This is a genomic window from Paenibacillus gyeongsangnamensis, assembly GCF_027533625.1.
GTDB classification, from domain to species: domain Bacteria; phylum Bacillota; class Bacilli; order Paenibacillales; family NBRC-103111; genus Paenibacillus_G; species Paenibacillus_G gyeongsangnamensis.
On sequence record NZ_JAQAGZ010000006.1, the window covers coordinates 84,119 to 102,226 of the forward strand.

18 protein-coding genes and 1 other annotated feature are annotated in these 18,108 nt (G+C 54.7%); of the genes, 15 read left to right on the forward strand and 3 right to left on the reverse strand.

The features are described from left to right. The first annotated feature begins 10 nt into the window (after nucleotides 1-10). The 6 genes from O9H85_RS10795 to O9H85_RS10820 all read left to right on the forward strand — a co-directional run bounded on the left by O9H85_RS10795 (nucleotide 11) and on the right by O9H85_RS10820 (nucleotide 7,161). Nucleotides 11-772, forward strand: a complete 762-nt coding sequence (locus tag O9H85_RS10795) for a pseudouridine synthase (protein WP_269881355.1) — start codon at nucleotides 11-13, stop codon at nucleotides 770-772. Between the two features lie 69 nt (nucleotides 773-841). Further along, the gene (locus O9H85_RS10800; RefSeq protein WP_269881356.1) at nucleotides 842-1,363 is read left to right on the forward strand and encodes a redoxin domain-containing protein; all 522 of its coding nucleotides are present in this window, start codon (nucleotides 842-844) and stop codon (nucleotides 1,361-1,363) included. A gap of 252 nt (nucleotides 1,364-1,615) precedes the next feature. After that, complete coding sequence (resB, locus tag O9H85_RS10805) at nucleotides 1,616-3,304, forward strand: cytochrome c biogenesis protein ResB (RefSeq protein ID WP_269881357.1); 1,689 nt, start codon at nucleotides 1,616-1,618, stop codon at nucleotides 3,302-3,304. Then, the gene (ccsA, locus tag O9H85_RS10810) at nucleotides 3,301-4,548 is read left to right on the forward strand and encodes a cytochrome c biogenesis protein CcsA (protein ID WP_269881358.1); all 1,248 of its coding nucleotides are present in this window, start codon (nucleotides 3,301-3,303) and stop codon (nucleotides 4,546-4,548) included. The genes resB and ccsA overlap by 4 nt, the downstream gene beginning before the upstream one ends. A gap of 44 nt (nucleotides 4,549-4,592) precedes the next feature. After that, complete coding sequence (locus tag O9H85_RS10815) at nucleotides 4,593-5,309, forward strand: response regulator transcription factor (protein WP_269881359.1); 717 nt, start codon at nucleotides 4,593-4,595, stop codon at nucleotides 5,307-5,309. Between the two features lies 1 nt (nucleotide 5,310). After that, the gene (locus O9H85_RS10820; RefSeq protein ID WP_269881360.1) at nucleotides 5,311-7,161 is read left to right on the forward strand and encodes an ATP-binding protein; all 1,851 of its coding nucleotides are present in this window, start codon (nucleotides 5,311-5,313) and stop codon (nucleotides 7,159-7,161) included. 94 nt (nucleotides 7,162-7,255) lie between these two features. On the opposite strand, the gene serA is transcribed toward O9H85_RS10820, so the two are convergent. Next, entirely contained in the window at nucleotides 7,256-8,839 is a 1,584-nt protein-coding gene (gene serA, locus O9H85_RS10825; RefSeq protein WP_269881361.1) for a phosphoglycerate dehydrogenase, read from the reverse strand. A 77-nt stretch (nucleotides 8,840-8,916) separates the two neighbouring features. Next, nucleotides 8,917-9,152: a binding site (T-box leader), on the reverse strand. A gap of 278 nt (nucleotides 9,153-9,430) precedes the next feature. On the opposite strand from serA, the gene O9H85_RS10830 reads away from it, so the two are divergent. After that, on the forward strand, nucleotides 9,431-9,757 hold the full coding sequence (locus tag O9H85_RS10830) for a rhodanese-like domain-containing protein (protein ID WP_269881362.1): 327 nt from the start codon (nucleotides 9,431-9,433) through the stop codon (nucleotides 9,755-9,757). A 194-nt stretch (nucleotides 9,758-9,951) separates the two neighbouring features. On the opposite strand, the gene O9H85_RS10835 is transcribed toward O9H85_RS10830, so the two are convergent. Continuing rightward, nucleotides 9,952-10,863: a hypothetical protein gene (locus O9H85_RS10835; RefSeq protein WP_269881363.1), complete on the reverse strand. Its 912-nt coding sequence runs from the start codon at nucleotides 10,861-10,863 to the stop codon at nucleotides 9,952-9,954. A 70-nt stretch (nucleotides 10,864-10,933) separates the two neighbouring features. Here O9H85_RS10835 and O9H85_RS10840 point away from each other — a divergent pair, with 70 nt between their 5' ends. Together O9H85_RS10840 and O9H85_RS10845 are read left to right on the forward strand one after the other, a co-directional pair. Further along, the gene (locus tag O9H85_RS10840; RefSeq protein ID WP_269881364.1) at nucleotides 10,934-11,530 is read left to right on the forward strand and encodes a CPBP family intramembrane glutamic endopeptidase; all 597 of its coding nucleotides are present in this window, start codon (nucleotides 10,934-10,936) and stop codon (nucleotides 11,528-11,530) included. Next, complete coding sequence (locus O9H85_RS10845) at nucleotides 11,531-11,752, forward strand: hypothetical protein (RefSeq protein WP_269881365.1); 222 nt, start codon at nucleotides 11,531-11,533, stop codon at nucleotides 11,750-11,752. Here the strand turns inward: O9H85_RS10845 and O9H85_RS10850 are convergent. Beyond that, nucleotides 11,742-12,653, reverse strand: coding sequence for a polysaccharide deacetylase family protein (locus tag O9H85_RS10850; protein ID WP_269881366.1), 912 nt, complete (start codon nucleotides 12,651-12,653; stop codon nucleotides 11,742-11,744). The two genes, O9H85_RS10845 and O9H85_RS10850, sit on opposite strands and share 11 nt — an antisense overlap. A gap of 121 nt (nucleotides 12,654-12,774) precedes the next feature. Between O9H85_RS10850 and O9H85_RS10855 the strand changes: the two genes are divergently transcribed. The 6 genes from O9H85_RS10855 (at nucleotide 12,775) to O9H85_RS10880 (ending at nucleotide 18,053) form a co-directional block, all read left to right on the forward strand. Then, nucleotides 12,775-13,116, forward strand: a complete 342-nt coding sequence (locus tag O9H85_RS10855) for a hypothetical protein (protein WP_269881367.1) — start codon at nucleotides 12,775-12,777, stop codon at nucleotides 13,114-13,116. A gap of 283 nt (nucleotides 13,117-13,399) precedes the next feature. Further along, entirely contained in the window at nucleotides 13,400-13,999 is a 600-nt protein-coding gene (locus O9H85_RS10860) for a genetic competence negative regulator (protein ID WP_269881368.1), read from the forward strand. A gap of 94 nt (nucleotides 14,000-14,093) precedes the next feature. Next, complete coding sequence (locus O9H85_RS10865) at nucleotides 14,094-15,602, forward strand: DnaB-like helicase C-terminal domain-containing protein (protein WP_269881369.1); 1,509 nt, start codon at nucleotides 14,094-14,096, stop codon at nucleotides 15,600-15,602. Between the two features lie 252 nt (nucleotides 15,603-15,854). Continuing rightward, nucleotides 15,855-17,099: a Glu/Leu/Phe/Val family dehydrogenase gene (locus O9H85_RS10870; RefSeq protein WP_269881370.1), complete on the forward strand. Its 1,245-nt coding sequence runs from the start codon at nucleotides 15,855-15,857 to the stop codon at nucleotides 17,097-17,099. A 44-nt stretch (nucleotides 17,100-17,143) separates the two neighbouring features. Then, nucleotides 17,144-17,836 carry a glutamic-type intramembrane protease PrsW gene (gene prsW, locus O9H85_RS10875; RefSeq protein ID WP_269881371.1) on the forward strand — a complete coding sequence of 231 codons (693 nt, stop codon included), beginning with the start codon at nucleotides 17,144-17,146 and terminating at the stop codon, nucleotides 17,834-17,836. 52 nt (nucleotides 17,837-17,888) lie between these two features. Beyond that, complete coding sequence (locus tag O9H85_RS10880) at nucleotides 17,889-18,053, forward strand: hypothetical protein (RefSeq protein ID WP_269881372.1); 165 nt, start codon at nucleotides 17,889-17,891, stop codon at nucleotides 18,051-18,053. Nucleotides 18,054-18,108: the final 55 nt, after the last annotated feature.

Genomic DNA, 18,108 nt, shown 5'->3' on the forward strand with positions numbered 1-18,108 from the left:
TAACGTAGACATGGAAAGATTACAGAAAGTATTGGCTGAGGCGGGGGTTGCCTCCAGACGCAAGTGCGAAGAGCTTATTACCGCCGGGCGGGTCGAAGTCAACGATGAGGTGGTGACGACCCTCGGGGTAAAGGTGGATCCGGGGCAGGATTTTATTAAGGTGGACGGCAAGCCGATCCGCCGCCAGGCGAAGGTGTACGTGCTGTTCAACAAGCCGAAGGGCGTCATTACGAGCGCATCCGATCCAGAAGGACGGAAGACGGTTACGGAATTTTTCAAAAATATTAAGGAACGCATCTATCCGATCGGCCGTTTGGATTACGATACGGAAGGGTTGCTGCTGCTTACCAATGACGGGGAATTCGCTCACCTGCTGACGCATCCGAAGCATCACGTTCCGCGGACGTATCTGGCTACCGTGAACGGCGTTCCGCACGGTTCGCTGCTGGACAAGCTGAAGAACGGCATCGAGCTGGAGGACGGTATGACCGCTCCGGCCGAGGTGGATTATCAGGACGTCGACCCGGACAAGAAAGAGAGCATTATCAAGATTACGATTTATGAGGGCAGAAACCGTCAGGTGCGCCGCATGTTCGAGGCGATCCATCATCCGGTGCAGAAGCTCAAGCGGGTGCAGTTCGGCCCGATTCTGCTCGCGGGCGTGGCGCGCGGGAAGTATCGTCATCTGACGCCCCAGGAAGTGAAGGAACTGAAGGATCACGCGCTTGCCGCAGGGAAAGAGCGGACACATAAAATTCAAAATCCCGAATAATTCCTTCCGCCAAATTTCGCTATAATGATAGGGAAGACAAGACAATTTATGGTTTGAAGGTGCATAAGGATGGGAAAAAATAAGAGGTGGATCCAAATCGCCATTTTTGCCGTCATCTTGGTGGTCGGCGGGCTGACGCTCGCAAACAACCTGTACTCCAGCGACAAAAAGCCGGCCGTCGGCGCGGGCGCGCCGGAATTCACTCTCGCCGGGCTCGACGGCAAGACGCATAAGCTCTCCGACTATAAAGGCAAAGTGGTCGTCGTGAACTTCTGGGGAACGTTCTGCGAGCCGTGCCGCAACGAAATGCCGGCTTTGGAGCGACAAAGAGCCAAGTGGGCGGGCAAGAACGTCGAGATTCTCGGTTTGAACCTGGACGAGCCGAAGGTCGCCGTGCAAAATTTCATCGATCAATACAAGGTCGGCTTTACCATCCTCTTCGACAAGAACGAGGAGATGCGCAAACGGTACGGCGTTTCGCAGTATCCGACGACGTTCTTCGTGAAGCCGGACGGCAAGATCGGCGTCATCCAGATCGGCGAGATGCAGGAAGCGTTCATCGACAAAACGATTGCCTCCCTCCTGAACTGAGCTCCATCCGGCCTATTATTCTGATGTTGGTCTGACCGTTTTCAAGGCAGACGAAGCCTTTACTACTATCACGATGCGGAGGCTGCAAAAGACAAAGAGTGGAATAGGGATTGCCGCAGAGTTTACGTGCCGCCTTTGAAATCAAGTTTTAACCTATGGCCGTTTGAATGTAATAAAACTTGATTTCAAGAGCGGCCGGAGGCAATCTCCTATTCCACGGGAACGGTCTTTTGCAGCCGACGAGGAGGACAAATGATTCACAACACCAAATGCGAATGCGGCCACCAGAATCATGTTGGCACTGTGCTTTGCGAGTCTTGCGGCAAGCCTCTTACGGAGGAGGAGAACGCCAGCGAGCCGCTGGAGATGCGGTATGACGGTGTGGCACGGCGGTCGCAGCGGGAGAATCCGGGCCTGATCGACAAGGTCTGGAACTTTTTTTCATCCGTCAAGATCGCCATTTATTTAATTATCATTACCTTGCTCGGGTCGGCTCTGGGAACGATATATCCCCAGGAAAGCACGTTTCTCAATATGGACCCGTCGACGTATTACAAGGATACGTACGGCACGCTAGGTGAAATTTATTACAAGCTCGGGTTCTCCCATACCTTCGAGTCCTGGTGGTTCGTCACCTTGCTGTTCATGATCGGCACGTCGCTCGTGGTCTGCAGTCTGGACCGGGTGCTGCCGCTCTACCGCGCGCTCAGCAACCAGCAAATCCGCAAGCATCTCAGCTTCCTGACGCGGCAGAAGGTGACCTACAGCGGCTCGATTGCCGAGGCGGCAGGCGGTGAAGCCGGCGAGCAGGCTTCGCTGGAGTGGGTCTCGAAGGCTGCCGGAACGCTGAAGAAAAAAAATTATAAAGTGCATGCGGACGGCACGGCGCTCCTCGCGGAGAAATACCGTTTTAGCCGGTGGGGCCCCTATATCAACCATATCGGACTTATCATTTTTCTTGCCGCCGTACTTATGAGAAGCATACCGGGCTGGCATATGGACCAGCACGTGGCTTTCCCCGAGGGCCGGATCGTCAAGATTCCGGATACGTCGTATTATCTAAAGAACGAGAAATTTACCATCGAGTTTTACAAGCCCGAAGAGATGTCCGAGAGCTTCCGCTCGAAAGGGCAGGATGTGCCGAAGATTTATGAAACCGATGCCGTGCTGTATACTTGCAAATCAGACTGCAACGACCCGTCCAAGGAACCGGTGCTGGAAGAGGTCCACAAGCAGAAGATCATCGTCAATGAGCCGCTTCAGTACAAGGGCTTCATGGCTTATCAATTCGACTTTAAGCCGGAGCCGATGCTGATCTCCGTTAAACCCTCGCTGAAAGACAAGCAAACGGGCGAGGTGTACGGCAGCTTCGAGCTCTCCATGAACAAGCCTGCGGACGAATACAAGGCAGGACCTTACAGCCTGAAGCTCAAAGCATACTTTCCCGAGTTCGCCTTGGATGAGAAGGGCTCGCCGATTACGAAGTCGAACGACCCGAAAACGCCTGCATTCGTCTTTTCCGTTACCGGACCGGGACTGAAGCCGGGCGGAGAGCCGTATTTGTACTTCCCGCGCCAGGTGGATAAGGTGAACTTCCGGCAGGATGACATCAACGGGGCTCTCGCGGGGAAGCTGGAGCTGTCCGTACAGTCGATGGACGACGTGAAATTCTCGGAATACGTCAGCTATTTGAACATCCGGGTGGATCGCGCCATGCCTTACGTTTGGTTTGGGGCGGCCATTTCCATGATCGGTCTGATCATGGGCTTCTATTGGCATCATCGGCGCATTTGGGTGCGTATCGATCAAGGCCGGCTGACGCTCGGCGCGCATACGAATAAGAATTGGTTCGGCATGCGCAAGGAAGTGGCTCAGATCTTGCATCAGAACGGGATTGACGTCGATCCCAAAACGTTGGAAAAAGGGGCGGTCGGCTCGTGAGCAGTACTTTCTTGTTAATTGCATTCTGTATCTATTGCGTTTCCCTGCTGGTCTTCGTCATCGGCATTACCGGAAAAAAATCGCTTCAGGTGGACAATCCGGAAGCCTATGTGAAGAAGTGGGGGAATGCCGGCTTTGCCCTGACGATTCTCGGCTTCGCTTCGCAGGCCACTTACTTCTTCACGCGGTGGGCGGAAGCCGGGCACATCCCGAACAGCAACATGTACGAGTTCATGACCATGCTGGGCATGATGATCGTGCTGGCCTTTATTATCGTATTTCTGATTTACCGCGCGCCGGTACTGGGAATATTCGCCCTCCCGGTGGCGATCATCATGATCGCGTACGCCTCCGTATTCCCACACGACGTGCAGCCGCTCATTCCGGCGCTGCAGAGCTACTGGCTCAAAATTCACGTGACGACCGCCTCCCTCGGAGAAGCCTTCTTCGCAGTCGGCTTTGCGGCGGGACTGATGTACCTGCTGCAGAACGTAAAATTCGGCTCTAAGGAGAAGGGCGACCGGCGGGAGCAGCGCGGCGTGGAATTTACGCTGTTCACGCTGGTGATGATCGTTGCTTTCGTAGCAGCCATCTTCGGCTTCAATGCGGCCGGCTACCATGCGCAGTACGCCAATGACGTGACCGTAACGGACAAGAACAATGTAGAATCCACCGTGAAGCAAACGGTCGATTACGTGCTCCCGCCTCTGGTGAAGCCTTACAACAGCGTCCAGGTAAACATGCAGCCGTTCCTCGGGATGACGGAAGCTCCGTTCGAGGCCCCGTCCTGGATGAAGGGCTCCAACGCTGGACGTAAATTCAATACCGTTATCTGGACCGTAATATGCGGAGCGGTTCTGTACGGCTTGCTTCGCCTGATTGCGCGGAAGCCGCTCGGCGCCGTGCTGCAGCCTCTCATGAAAGGCATCGATCCGGAGGATATCGATGAGATCAGCTACCGGGCGATCGCGATCGGCTATCCGATCTTTACCCTTGGGGCTCTGATCTTCGCCATGATCTGGGCGGCGGAGGCTTGGGGACGCTTCTGGGGCTGGGATCCCAAGGAAGTATGGGCATTGATCGTGTGGCTGTTCTACGCCGCCTACCTGCACCTTCGCTTTTCCCGCGGCTGGCAGGGCAAACGGTCGTCCTGGCTTTCCGTTATCGGCTTCCTGGTGGTCATGTTCACACTAATTGGCGTTAATCTCGTCATTGCAGGCTTGCACTCTTACTCAGGTGTCTAACTTATCATGCAAGACCCAATCTATAAGGAAAGAGGGACGTATCCATGTCGGAAATCAAGATGAAAATATTAGTCGTTGACGATGAAGAGCGGATTCGCCGCCTGCTCCGCATGTATTTGGAGAAGGAGAACTACCTGATCGAGGAGGCGGAGGACGGCGAGACGGCGCTTCGCATGGCGGTGGAGACCGATTACGATCTGATCCTGCTGGACGTCATGCTGCCGGGAATCGACGGCAATGAAGTATGCGCCCGGCTGCGCCAGGTGAAATCGACGCCGGTCATTATGCTGACGGCCAAGGGCGAAGAGACGAACCGCGTACAGGGCTTCGAATCCGGAGCGGACGATTACGTCGTTAAGCCGTTCAGCCCCCGCGAGGTCATCTACAGGGTAAAGGCGATCCTTCGCCGCTCCTCGGTAACGGCATATTTGTCCAAGGAAGTCAATTCCAGCAACAACATCGTATTCCCGAATTTGATCATCGAGCACGATGCTCACAGGGTAACCGCCGGCGGACAAGAGGTCGCGCTGACGCCGAAGGAATATGAGCTGCTTCACTATTTGGCGGTTTCCCCGGATAAGGTATTCTCGAGGGAGGATCTGCTGAAGGATGTATGGAACTACGAGTTCTTCGGAGATTTGCGCACGGTAGACACCCATGTAAAGCGGCTGCGCGAGAAGCTGAACAAGGTATCGCCGGAGGCGGCTTCCATGATCACGACCGTATGGGGCGTAGGCTATAAGCTAGAGGTGCCGAAGTAACGTGTTTATACTTAAGAGCATTGTCGGAAAACTATGGATCACTATTATCGGGCTGGTTGTCGTCGTCCTGCTGACGCTCAGCCTCTTTTTGTTCCAGTACATCGAGACGTCCTTCCCCAAGTCGCAGGACCAAACCGACAACCTGGCCAAGCTAGCCGCCAAGGTAGCCGGTGAAATATCGCTTCACAAGGATGAAGGCCGCTACCTTCAGGTCGTCAATGAGCTGCTCAGCGCGCAGGATGCCAGCGTCATTATGGTAACGACGGACTTGAAGCCGATGGATACGCCGGTCGGGCAGACGAAGGACAAAGTATACCGTTACAGCGATTTTTTCTCCGATGCCGCACTGCAGAAAGTGTTCGCGGGGGAGACGATCGACAACCGCAACCGCAGCATGAATTCGAATTCCTCGCTGAACAGCCAATATTCCGCCGTGGCGGTTCCATTCATGAATGAAACGCAGAACCGCATCGCCGGGGCATTGATCATGTATCAGCTGACGCAATCCTCGGAGGAAACGCAGGCTTATGTGAAGAAGCTGTTCGTCGTGGTCGGCGTATGCGGATTTCTGATGACGACCTTCTTCGCGTTCTTCCTGCTCACGAAGATTACACAGCCGCTGCAGCAGCTGAAAAAAGCAGCCGATCTAATCTCCGAAGGCGAATACGGCACCCGCGTGCCGATTATTTCATCGGATGAGATCGGGGAGCTGGGGAAGACGTTCAACCACATGGGAGAGCAGCTGTCCGATACGATCAAGGCGCTTCATCAAGAGAAGGAACAGCTTGGCAGCGTGCTCCGGTCTATGGCCGATGCGGTCATGACCTTCGATGCGGACGGCCGCGTCATTCTGACCAACCCGCAGGGAGACAAAATCATTCGCGATTGGAACGCCATCGAATGGCCGGAGGGGGGACCCGAAGGATTCCATCATCATCTGTCTCCGGCTTCGGGCTCGCAGACGATCCCAGGACCTATGCGTCCGCTGTTCGAAACGGTAATTTCCGAATCCAAGGAATTGACGGCCAAGCTCCATGTCCAGAGCGAGGTATGGTCGGTCGTCATGGCGCCGCTCTATTCCCATGACGCTGTCCGCGGAGTCGTCGCCGTAATGAGGGATGTCACGGAGGAGCACCGGCTTGACAAGCTCCGCAAAGACTTCGTGGCGAACGTCTCGCATGAGCTGCGCACGCCGCTGTCCATGCTTCAGGGGTACAGCGAGGCGCTTCTGGACGACATCGCCGGTTCGCCGGAGGAGCGCCAGGAGATGGCTCAGGTCATTCACGACGAATCTCTGCGAATGGGGCGGCTCGTGAAGGATTTGCTTGATCTGGCGAAGATGGAGACAGGAAATCTCGAGCTGCATTTCCGGGAGCTGGACGTCGCTGCGTTCCTCCGGCGCATCCAGCGCAAATTCGCGGCATTGTCCAAGGAGCGCGAGGTGGCCGTAATCTGCAGCCTGCCGGAAGGGGAGCTCGTGCTGGAGCAGGCGGATGAGGACCGGCTGGAGCAAGTGATGACGAACCTGCTGGACAATGCGATCCGGCATACGCCGCCGCAGGCTCAGATCGAGATCCGGGCTACCGGGCAGCGGACGAAGGAGGGCGCCGATTCGGTACTGATTGAAATCACCGATCAGGGCTACGGCATTCCGGCGGACGATTTGCCTTATATTTTCGAACGCTTCTACAAGGCCGACAAGGCTCGTACAAGAGGGGTGTCGGGAGGGACGGGTCTTGGCCTGTCCATCGTGAAAAACCTCGTTGAAGCCCATCAGGGAACGGTAACGGCGCGAAGCCAGCCGGGACAGGGCACGACATTTTCCATCACGCTGCCCCGTCGTTTAGCGTAAATCAACGAGCAAAAAGCCTCCGATTTCGTCGGAGGCTTTCGTATTTTGTTGAAGCTTGCCTATTTATCTTGTTGTTCGTGAAACATCGGCGGGTTTACAGGGAAAGCTCGCGCACCTGCGTCAGTTCCGGCAGCTGCTCCAACTGCTGCAGCACTTCCTTGGAAGCCGGCTTGTCGGTTGTGAGCACCATGATCGCTTGACCGCCGACCACTTTACGCCCTACCTGCATCGTGGCGATGTTCACGTCGTTATTGCCAAGAAGCGTACCGACTTTACCGATGATACCCGGCTTGTCGTTGTGCGAAATCAAGAGCAGGTTGCCGCTTGGGGCGATATCGACCGGATATTGATCGATTTGCACGATGCGCTCGCCATAGCCGGCGAGCAGCGTACCGGCCACCAAGCGCTGTTCGTTCTTGGTCTTGAGCGTAAGGGAGACCAGGTTGGTAAACGTCTTGGAAGAGGCCGACTTCTGGGTAACTACGTTCACGTTGCGGCTCTTCGCCAGGTGCATCGCATTGACGATGTTGACGCCTTCGAGTTGATTCGCCAGAATGCCTTTGACGATATAACGGGTCAGCGGCGTTGTGTCTACGTCGGCCAAATCGCCGGAGAAGCTGACGACGATTTCGCTCACGGCGCCTTCGATCGATTGCCCTAGGAATGCGCCCAGCTTCTCGCCGAGGTTGAAGTAAGGCTGCAGCGCGTTCAGAACGTTGGCAGGGACCGGCGGCATGTTCACCGCGTTCTTGAACGGTTCGTTACGAAGGATATGAAGCACTTCCTCCGATACGTCGATCGCGACGTTCTCCTGGGCTTCTACGGTGGATGCGCCGAGATGCGGCGTTACGATGATCTTCGGATTGTTCAGGAACGGATGATCCGCTTGCGGCGGCTCCTGCTCGAATACGTCGAAGGCTGCGCCGGCGACGATCCCGGTATCGATGGCTTCCACGAGAGCTCTCTCGTCAATGATGCCGCCCCGGGCGCAGTTGATGATGCGAACGCCTTTCTTCATAATCTCGAACTGCGGACGGGAAATCATGTGACGCGTTTCGTTCGTCAGCGGCGTATGCACCGTAATGAAATCGGCTTTAGCGCAAATATCATTGACCGAGCTCAGCTTGACGCCCATTTGCTCCGCGCGCTCTTCAGTCAGGAACGGGTCGTAGCCCATGACTTCCATGCCGAACGCCTTGGCCCGCTTGGCGACCTCTCCGCCGATCCGGCCCATGCCGAGAATCCCGAGCACCTTGCTGCGCAGCTCGACGCCGACGAACGTCTTGCGGTCCCATTCGCCGCCGACGGTTTTCTTATAAGCCTGAGGAATCGAACGGGCGATGGACATCATCATCGCGAAGGTCAACTCGCACGTCGCGATCGTGTTGCCGTCCGGCGCATTGATGACGACGATTCCGCGGTTCGTTGCCGCCTCCAGGTTGATGTTGTCCACGCCGACGCCGGCCCGACCGACGACCTTCAGCTTCGGCGCTGCGGCCATAATGCGCTCGGTCACCTTCGTGGCGCTCCGCACGAGGAGTGCGTCATATTCGGCGATGATCGCAATGAGCTCATCCTCTGACAAGCCGTTCTTCTTGTCCACTTCAACATCGGGTGCATCGTACAGCAGCTGAATCCCCATATCGCTGATGCCGTCCATGACCAGTACTTTAAACATCGTTTCAACCTCCATAGTTTTATTGCCGCCGGATGCGGGAATGCAAAAAACTCCCCATCCCGACACGACTAGCGTATACAAGGGACGAGGAGTTGTGCTCTCGTGGTACCACCCTATTTCACCGTCCGCTCGCGCGAACAGCCTCAGGGGTCACATGTGACCCTGGAAAGGTAACGGTTTCCGGCCGGCCGCACCTACTGATAGGTTCAGTGCAGCAACTCAGGAGTGCTCTGCATAAGAATGGGCGTCCGGTTCGCACCAACCACCGGCTCTCTGAACGGTTCTTTACGCTTGGCTCCGTCATCGTCATGTGTTGCAAGTGAAATTTTTCATTAGCGTACCATGCAAAAATCAGCCTTGTCAATAGGTGTCGAACGCAATTCCAATTACGAAAATTTTGTGAACCTTTCGCGGGCTGATGCTTTGCTGCATAGCTGCGTTACATTGGCCTAGCCTCATCTTTATTGTATCGAAAATTCCAAAGGGAATGCAATGGCTGCCGAGCTTGAACTTTTTTAAATTTTTCGCTATTCTTCAATGGTACCGGGCCCGGTGTACCGGAAGGCGCCCGGCCCAAGAGGAGGGATAAGGTTGGACGATTTCGAATCGATCGAACCGCGTCAGTTTCTGGATAAGCTGCAGGACGGTTCGTTGAAAGAGGCGAAGCTGATTGATGTGCGGGAACCGATGGAATGGGATTATTATCACCTGGAGGAGCTCGAGCTGCTCCCGATGAACTCGATCCCCGGCCGGCTGGACGAGCTCCCCCGCGAGCGTCCGATCTATGTGGTTTGCGCTCATGGCGTGAGGAGTGCGAACGTTTGCGCTTATTTGAAGCATCACGGCTTTGACGAAGTGATCAATGTGGAGGGCGGGATGGCGGCACTCGCCTATTACAGGGGATTCCAGTATGATTGACAAAGCGAAGCGGCATAGGATACTTCTGCGTAAAAAATAAGCCTTGTTCCCGGATAGGAACAAGGCTTGTTTTCGTTCGTTGATAAGAATTTATAAGTTTTCGTGGGCTTATAGCTTCGCATCAACCTTGGTAAACGCGCTGGTCCTTGTATGACAAGGACGGCGTAGCCGTTTATCCTGGGGTTGCGCTCGTCTTAATTCGTGAAGAAAGGCAGCTGCGGAAGCGTTTCGCTTGCGTACCAGCGATTCTTGAAGCGCATGAAGTCGCCGGGCCGGACCGCATCTGTCGCGAGCAGGACGTCGACCACTTGACGGACATCCGCCAGGTTCAGCTTCTTCGTTTGGCCGCTTGCGATCATATCATCGATCCGGCTTGTCAAATCCTGAGGGGTGAACGCTTTGAACAGCTTGCCCGAAAGCATCAGCTGCGCACTGTAATCGTTCTTCATATTGAGGCTGAGCTGGCTCCAGTCCTTCAATGGAAGCGGTTTGCTCATATCCGGCTGCTGCAGCTGCGGATTGATCGATTGATTCCATTTGATAATGGCATCGTAATATTCCTTATCAGCCTTTAGGGCAAAGCTTTTGGCTTCTCCCAGGTATGCGTCTCCGTCCAGCATCGACACGTAAGCCGGTCCGGGCTGGGCGTTCGCCTTCGAAGCGAAGCCCCGGAGCGCTTCACCGAACAGCTTCAGGCTCTTTATATAGTCTTTCAGTGATTCCTGGAGGAGGGGAGAAGAGTCCGGCATGGATTTGGAGGAGAGCGCCGTATACGTTTCCTCCGCCTGTTTGGCCAGCTCCTTCGTAATCAATGAGGCGTCGGCTGAGCGGCCGTTCGACAGCTCGTCCATTTTCTCGAACCATTTCTTATGAAATTCCCTGTAAGGCTGATAAATGGTATGATAGAAGGACACCAAGTACTGTTGGTCATATGCGGTATAGCCTTTGGCCGCTTCGTTCTGCTTGGCGATCTGCTCTTCATACTTGAGTGCAGAGCGTTCTTGCCCGACCCGCAGGCCGTAGAAGAAAGCCGCCAATGCCAGAACAAGCATAAAAATAAACAGGATGGAGAACAAATAGTCCGTTCGGGTCAGACGCTTTTCCATGACTAAAGCACCTCAAATTTCGTTTTCTTTGCTGATAGTATAGGTGAAAATGTCGAAAAAAGGAAGAAACATGAAAAAATTTAATTTCAAGCGTTTCCGGCTTCGCCAGCTGAACCCGGAAGAGCTCGACGAGCGTTACTTGCTGATCAATCTGTATGTCACCCAGCTGCTCGTCCTGACGGTGGCGTCGGTCATACTACTGTTCCGAAGACCAAATCTGAAGGACATGTTTTCATTCCATCCCGGCTACGGTACGGTTCTCCTGTGGGGTGTCGGGTTTGCGGTCCTCGTGCTGATCGTCGATTTCACGGTCGGCCGCTGGGTGCCTCCGGAAGTTACCGATGACGGCGGCATCAACCAAATGCTGTTCGGCAATCGGCCGCTCTGGCATATCGCCGTATTGTCCCTGCTCGTAGCCGTGTGCGAGGAGCTGCTCTTCCGGGGCGCGATCCAGTCTTACTGGGGACCATACTGGACAAGCATCCTGTTCGCGGCGATTCATGTCCGGTATTTGCAGCACTGGCTGATGACAGGCCTCGTCTTCTGCATCAGCTATGGGCTCGGGTGGATCTACGTGCATACCGGCACGCTCTGGACACCCATTGTCGCCCACTTTGTTATAGATTTCACGATGGGCTGTATTCTTCGCTACAGGAGAGAGGATTAAATGGACGCACGATTTACATCGGAGCAGCGCAAGACCCCGCAAACGGAAGGAGGCCCGGCGCCGAGCGCCGAGCCCGACGAACATTACCTTCCTCCCCGGAAAACGGTACATCCGACAGAACGGGAAAGATGGGTACGTTTCTTTTATCGGTCGCTGCTGTGGATTTTTATACTCCTTGTTTCAGGTCTTCTCCTTTGGGGCTGGAAGCTCGTTAAGGTTTAATCTCAATGGATGCCGGATCGATGAACCGGTATCCCTTCTCCTCCAGCTTCGTAAGCAGCTCGTCGAGCGCTTGAACGGTCCATGGAAGCTCATGCATCAGGATGTTGCTTCCCGGCCGGAGCTGCTCCAGGACATTGCTGACAACCTGCTCCGGGTGATTGTTCTTCACCGTCATCTCCCAGTCCTTTGAGCCGTTGGACCAGGTCATGTACAGCATGTTCTCCTCTTTCACCTTCGATCTGACGTCCGCATTCCCCGAGCCGAACGGGGGTCGGAAAAATTCGGGAGCCTTCCCCGTCAATTCCTTCACAATCGCTTGCACGTCTCCGATTTGCTTGTCAATCTTGTCCTTGCTCATCTTACTGAGATCGTCATGGTCCCAGGAATGGTTCCCGATAGCCATTCCGCGGGATGCAACAAGCTTCACCAGCTCGGGCTTTTGCTTAATGCGGTAACCGTTCATGAAAAATATGGCTTTCGCCTTATGCTTGTTAAGCGTATCGAGCAAGCCTTGATTCATCTCGAGGTCCTTGGGGCCGTCGTCGAACGTAAGCAGCACGGCTTTTTTATCGGTTTCCGCCGGATCGATGGGCAATATATCGTACGTTTTGGGGTTCATGGCGTACAGCTTCCGGACTTCCTTCGGCGTCTCAGCTTCGGCAGCTTGCGGCGGATTCGTCTTGGGAGTCTCGGGCTGCGCAGAATCGGACGGTTTAACCGCGGCCCCTGCCGGAAGTGTCGCGTCCGCTCCCGAAGCGGCCGGCTGTGTCTTGCTTGAGGTACCGGAAGGCGCGCTGCTTGGGACCTGGGCACTGGAAGGCGGAGAAGCGGGTTTGGCTGAGCAGGAAGCAAGCAGAACGGCGGCGGCAAAGAGGATCCAAGGCTGGCGGTTCAATAACATGATGTAAGATCTCCTGTTCTTGTGTGAGATGAAGAAACCGAATTTTCCTTATTTTATCATGCATGCCCCGTTCAGCGGTAGCGGAAACTAGGTTCGGAATCTAAACAACGGAGGGATACGCATGAGACTGGGCACATTCTTGCTGGGCGGTTTGGTCGGAGCGGCAGCGGCCGTTTATATTACCAACCGGTCGAAGCTGCAGTTGTGGGCGGCCATGACGAACGGCAATCAGTTCGGAAGCATGATGAACAAAGCGAAGATGACGGTCGATCGTTTCTCCAATTCCGGACGCACAGACGCAAGCCCATGCGAAATGTCCGCCGGCGTCCAATCCCACGAGCATGATTCAGGCGGGCTGGACCAGGTGAAATCGATGGTGAACGACGACCCGAAGCTCAGGGCGCAGGTGGACGAAATCGTATCCGCCGGCGGCGAAGACCGCCAAAGCGCCCATCTCCAATAAGGGAGCTGCTTCCTCTTTGGACGCGCTTCCGTTTGTCTTAACGAGCAAGGCACAGACCTTCGCCCAAGCGGTGCGAGCGCGGTCTGTGCCTTTTTTCCGTTGCCGGGGTAAAATTAGGGTTATAACCGTTCTTTTCTTTTACGTTTGTGATATAATAGACGTATAATTGAATACAAGCCTTGAATTACCCGTTCACTGCAAGGATGGGTGTTCGTTTAATGGCTCACCTTTGATTACACTACTTCATAAGCTGTTATTACAGTCGGCAAGGGAGGAATCCAGTATGAAAATGGAGCGTTTAAGTCAAGACAAGATACGGATTTTCCTCACATTCGATGACTTAACGGAGCGCGGCATCCATAAGGATGACATGTGGAGAGAAATCCCCAAGGTGCATGAGCTGTTCAGCGAAATGATGGACCAAGCCTACATGGAACTTGGCTTTGACGCGACAGGCCCGCTGGCTGTTGAAGTGTTGGCCTCTCCGGCCCAAGGCATGATCGTCATCGTAACCCGCGGCAAGATGAACCTGGGTCATTCCGACGACGCCTTGGAAGACGAGATGGAGGAAGTATACGAGCTGGAAGTGACGATGGACGAGACGGACCAGATCACTTACGCTTTTCATGATTTTGAGGATTTGCTCCGCATGGCGAAGGTCGTCAATCCGCTCTTGATCGAGGGAGGCACCCTGTATTCATACAAAGGCAAATGGATTCTTCTGCTCGAAGCCGTCGAGATGGAGGAAAGCCGACTGCAGGCGGTTGTTGCCGTCCTGTCCGAATTCGGCGAAGCCACTTCGGTAACCCAGGCGGTGCTGGAGGAATACGGGAAAACCGTGATCGAGTCGGATGCGGTGAAAGTGCTCTGCTCCAAATTTTAAAGAAACAGCAGTAGGAAGTTGATCAAAGAAAAACAAAGCATTCACAAAAACATTGTTGTTTTTGCGGAATGCTTTTTTTGCGGGGGGGACGAAGATGCAGGGGATATCGATGAGGACCGCCAAATCGTCTTTGGATTTAGAGGAATGGATAGCGCATTATCAGAAACAGCTTCGGGAGGAAGCGTTTTTTTATTTGCGGAAGCGGGGGATTCAGCCGGAGACGGCCGAGGCGTTCCGGCTTGGTTTCGACCCGGGGAAAATCGGCTTTTATGTGAATTCGGGGAAGCTGGGCGATTTCTTCGAGAACCACATCATTATCCCCGTTACGAACGGGGATGGCGTGGCCGTAGAGCTGATCGGAAGAGCGATCGACCACCGGGAGCCGAAGTACAAGGCGCTGCTAGGTGTGGAAGAGCTGATGTTCAATGAGGAGATTTTATCGGTTACCGAGGATGTCGTCCTATGCGGCGGTCTGTTTGATGTGCTCAGCTTGGCTCAGGCTAGGATTCCGGCCGTCTGCGTCCCTTCCTGGCTCAGCTTCAGGGAAACCCATGCGGAGCGGCTGAGGGAGAAGCGGGTTTTTATCTGCCTTGGCAACGATGAATTAGGTCGGCGCGAAAGTGTAAGAATACAAACAATGCTGCAGTCAGTGGCGAAGGAAACCTTTATCGTCGGTTTGCCGGAGTCGTTCCGGGATGTGAACGATTTCTTCGTTCGCGTTCAGGATCCGATGGATGCGTTCATCAGCGTTCTCAACCATACGATGGCCGAGAATCTGCATATCCCGGTCGCTCCGGACGTCAAGAACATTACGGTCTATACCGAAGAATACATGAAGAGGCACCGGGGAATGGGGACAGGCATTCCGACCGGCTTTACCCTGCTGGACGACGCGCTGTTCGGCGGTTTCCGAAGCGGCCTTTATTTGATTGCCGGCGCAGCCTCATCCGGCAAAACGATGCTCATGAAGCAGATGGCTGACCACATCGCGCTGCACCAAACGCCGGTCGTCTATTTGTCCTGGGACATGACCGGCTTCGAGCTGTGGGCGCGGAGCGTGGCCCGGATCATCGGAATCGAGCCGCAGCGGGTGCTCAGCGGCAAGGTGGAGCCGGATCGGATCCAAGAAGCCAATAAGCAATACGAACAAATCAGCAAGATGCTGTGGACGGTGGAATGTTCGATGGATATGCCGCAGGCTGAGGTCATTCGGTCCATCGGGCGGATCGCCGCCGTTGCCGGCAGGATGCCGATCGTCTTCATCGATCATCTGTCACGCATTCCGTTGACAGGACTGGCCTCCTCGGGTTCCGCAACGATTCAGGAGCGTCTGACGCTGCTGGCATACTCCTTCAAGCAGTGGTGCAAGGAATGGGGCGGGACGGTCGTGGCCGCCATCCCTTCGGATCTCGAGCAGGAAGGACTCCCCGAAGGGGTCGAGGCGTCGGCTGACGTCATTATGCTTCTCAAGCCTTCCGGCACAGCGTACGGTGAGGAAGGGCAGAGCGCCGATTTGCAATTGCTGAAGCACCGCAACGGCTCGCTTGCGACGATTCCGATGCGGCTTTTTCATCAGCAGGCCAAGTTCTGCGAGTCTCCATAAGCTTGTACCCAAGCGACGTAAGCGGCTGAATGGGGCCGTATGACTGAGGAGTTTATCAACAAAAGCTTCCGCTGCCAACGATCAGGCTGCTTGATGGACTCCGTTAGGAGTTTTTCATAGTTGACAAGAATTTATAAGTTTTCGAAGGCTTATAGCTTCACATCAACCTTGATAAACACGCTGGTCCTTGTATGACAAGGACGGCGTAGCCGTTTATCCTGGTCCAACATGATAAGCAAAGGGTGATTCCGGGTGTCTGAAAATTTGAACGTGCTCTTGTCCACGCAATACATCATTGAGCAGGCGCTCACCAAGCTGGGCTATTCCGCGGCAATGGTCGACCTGCTTAAAGAACCGATGCGCGTGCTTACGGTTCGTATTCCGATTCGGATGGATGACGATACCGTCAAGGTGTTCACAGGCTACCGGGCACAGCATAATGATGCGGTCGGACCCACCAAGGGCGGGGTCCGCTTTCACCCGGACGTGAATGAGGATGAAGTGAAGGCGCTGTCCATCTGGATGAGCTTGAAATGCGGCATTGTCGACCTTCCTTACGGAGGCGGCAAGGGCGGCATTATTTGCGATCCCCGCCAAATGTCGTTCCGTGAGCTTGAGCGGCTCAGCCGTGGTTATGTCCGCGCCATCAGCCAGCTAGTCGGCCCCTCTAAGGATATCCCTGCTCCGGACGTGATGACCAATTCGCAAATTATGGCCTGGATGATGGATGAATACAGCCGTATCCGCGAGTTCGATTCCCCGGGCTTCATCACCGGCAAGCCGATCGTGCTCGGAGGGTCCCATGGACGGGAGACGGCGACGGCCAAAGGGGTTACCATCATGATCGACCAAGCGCTGAAGAAGCGGAATATTCCGCTCCAGGGCGCACGTGTCGTAATTCAAGGGTTCGGGAACGCGGGCAGTTATTTGGCGAAGTTCATGCACGATGCCGGCGCGAAGGTGATCGGCATTTCGGACGTGTACGGCGGCTTGTACCGGCCCGAGGGCCTGGATATCGACGATTTGTTGGACCGGCGCGATTCCTTCGGGACGGTAACCAAGCTGTTCAAGGATACGATGACGAACAAGGAGCTGCTGGAGCAGGAGTGCGATATTCTCGTACCGGCCGCCATCGAGAATCAAATCACCGAGGAGAATGCCGCACGGATTAGAGCGCCGATCATTGTGGAAGCGGCGAACGGGCCGACGACGCTGGAAGCGACTCGCATTCTTACGGAACGCGGCGTGCTGCTCGTTCCCGACGTGCTGGCGAGCGCGGGCGGGGTCGTCGTTTCGTACTTCGAATGGGTCCAAAACAATCAAGGCTACTATTGGACCGAGGCCGAGGTGCATGCGCGCCTCCAAGAAATGATGGAAAAAGGCTTCGAGAATGTCTATAATGTTCATATGACGAGAAACGTCGATATGCGGCTCGCCGCGTATATGGTCGGTGTCCGCAAGATGGCGGAGGCCGCCCGCTTCCGCGGCTGGGTTTGATTTATACAGCTTTCCTGCGGAAAGCTTGAAGGGAGGGGGACACCTTGAGCGTCTTACCTGTGCTGATGGCGGCGGTTGCGCCTGGTGTCGCTCTGTTGTCTTATTTTTATTTAAAGGATCGTTACGATCCCGAACCGATTTCCCTGGTCATCAAGATGTTCCTTTTCGGGCTGCTGCTCGTGTTCCCGGTCATGGTGCTTCAAAGGGCATTGGGCCATGGGCTCGGCGACAGTCCGTTCGTCTTCACGTTCCTTATTTCGTCGGGTGTAGAGGAATTTTTCAAATGGTTTCTGATCTACTTCCTTATCTTCAAGCATACCTCGTTCGATGAACCGTATGACGGCATTGTTTATTCCGTTGCGGCTGCGCTGGGATTTGCGACGCTGGAGAACGTATTCTACGCGTTCCTGAACGGTCCGACATTCTACGAGCTGGTGATGCGTGCGCTGCTTCCCGTATCGGCCCACGCGATGTTCGGCGTCATGATGGGCTATCACCTGGGTCGGGCCAAGTTCTCGCAGGGAAAGGTTCACAAGCATTTGGCGCTATCCTTACTGCTGCCGATCTTCTGGCACGGGGTGTTCGATTATACGCTGCTGATCACCAAGGCGTATTGGATATGGTTTATGGTGCCGCTGATGACGTTTCTATGGCTGCGGAGCTTATGGAAGGTTCAACTGGCTAACGCAAGATCGCCTCTCCGTATGGCAAGACGCGAGGAACGGGTTAAAATTTGACCGGATGGTTCATAATGGAAGATATAATCCATGAATGAATCGGAGGGAAACGATGAATGCAATCAGCCCCCGCGTCAAGGTCACGATCCGCTGCAAAGCCTGCGGTGAGAAATTCGTGCTGAAAGGGCGCCGAGAGAGAGGCCGGATCGATACCGGCTTCAAACAGTGCATTTGCAATAATGAGTCCGAATTCGATATCGAGACGCATGATTTTTGACAGGACCGGTCCGGAGGGACCGGTTTTTTTTGGGACATGAAAACCGTCTCTAAAA

Coding starts and splice junctions, on each gene's coding strand:
- O9H85_RS10795 (WP_269881355.1), top strand. CDS start 11: ATGGAAAGATTACAGAAAGTATTGGCTGAGGCGGGGGTTGCCTCCAGA.
- O9H85_RS10800 (WP_269881356.1), top strand. CDS start 842: ATGGGAAAAAATAAGAGGTGGATCCAAATCGCCATTTTTGCCGTCATC.
- resB (WP_269881357.1), top strand. CDS start 1,616: ATGATTCACAACACCAAATGCGAATGCGGCCACCAGAATCATGTTGGC.
- O9H85_RS10815 (WP_269881359.1), top strand. CDS start 4,593: ATGTCGGAAATCAAGATGAAAATATTAGTCGTTGACGATGAAGAGCGG.
- serA (WP_269881361.1), bottom strand. CDS start 8,839: ATGTTTAAAGTACTGGTCATGGACGGCATCAGCGATATGGGGATTCAG.
- O9H85_RS10835 (WP_269881363.1), bottom strand. CDS start 10,863: ATGGAAAAGCGTCTGACCCGAACGGACTATTTGTTCTCCATCCTGTTT.
- O9H85_RS10840 (WP_269881364.1), top strand. CDS start 10,934: ATGAAAAAATTTAATTTCAAGCGTTTCCGGCTTCGCCAGCTGAACCCG.
- O9H85_RS10845 (WP_269881365.1), top strand. CDS start 11,531: ATGGACGCACGATTTACATCGGAGCAGCGCAAGACCCCGCAAACGGAA.
- O9H85_RS10850 (WP_269881366.1), bottom strand. CDS start 12,653: ATGTTATTGAACCGCCAGCCTTGGATCCTCTTTGCCGCCGCCGTTCTG.
- O9H85_RS10855 (WP_269881367.1), top strand. CDS start 12,775: ATGAGACTGGGCACATTCTTGCTGGGCGGTTTGGTCGGAGCGGCAGCG.
- O9H85_RS10860 (WP_269881368.1), top strand. CDS start 13,400: ATGAAAATGGAGCGTTTAAGTCAAGACAAGATACGGATTTTCCTCACA.
- O9H85_RS10865 (WP_269881369.1), top strand. CDS start 14,094: ATGCAGGGGATATCGATGAGGACCGCCAAATCGTCTTTGGATTTAGAG.
- O9H85_RS10880 (WP_269881372.1), top strand. CDS start 17,889: ATGAATGCAATCAGCCCCCGCGTCAAGGTCACGATCCGCTGCAAAGCC.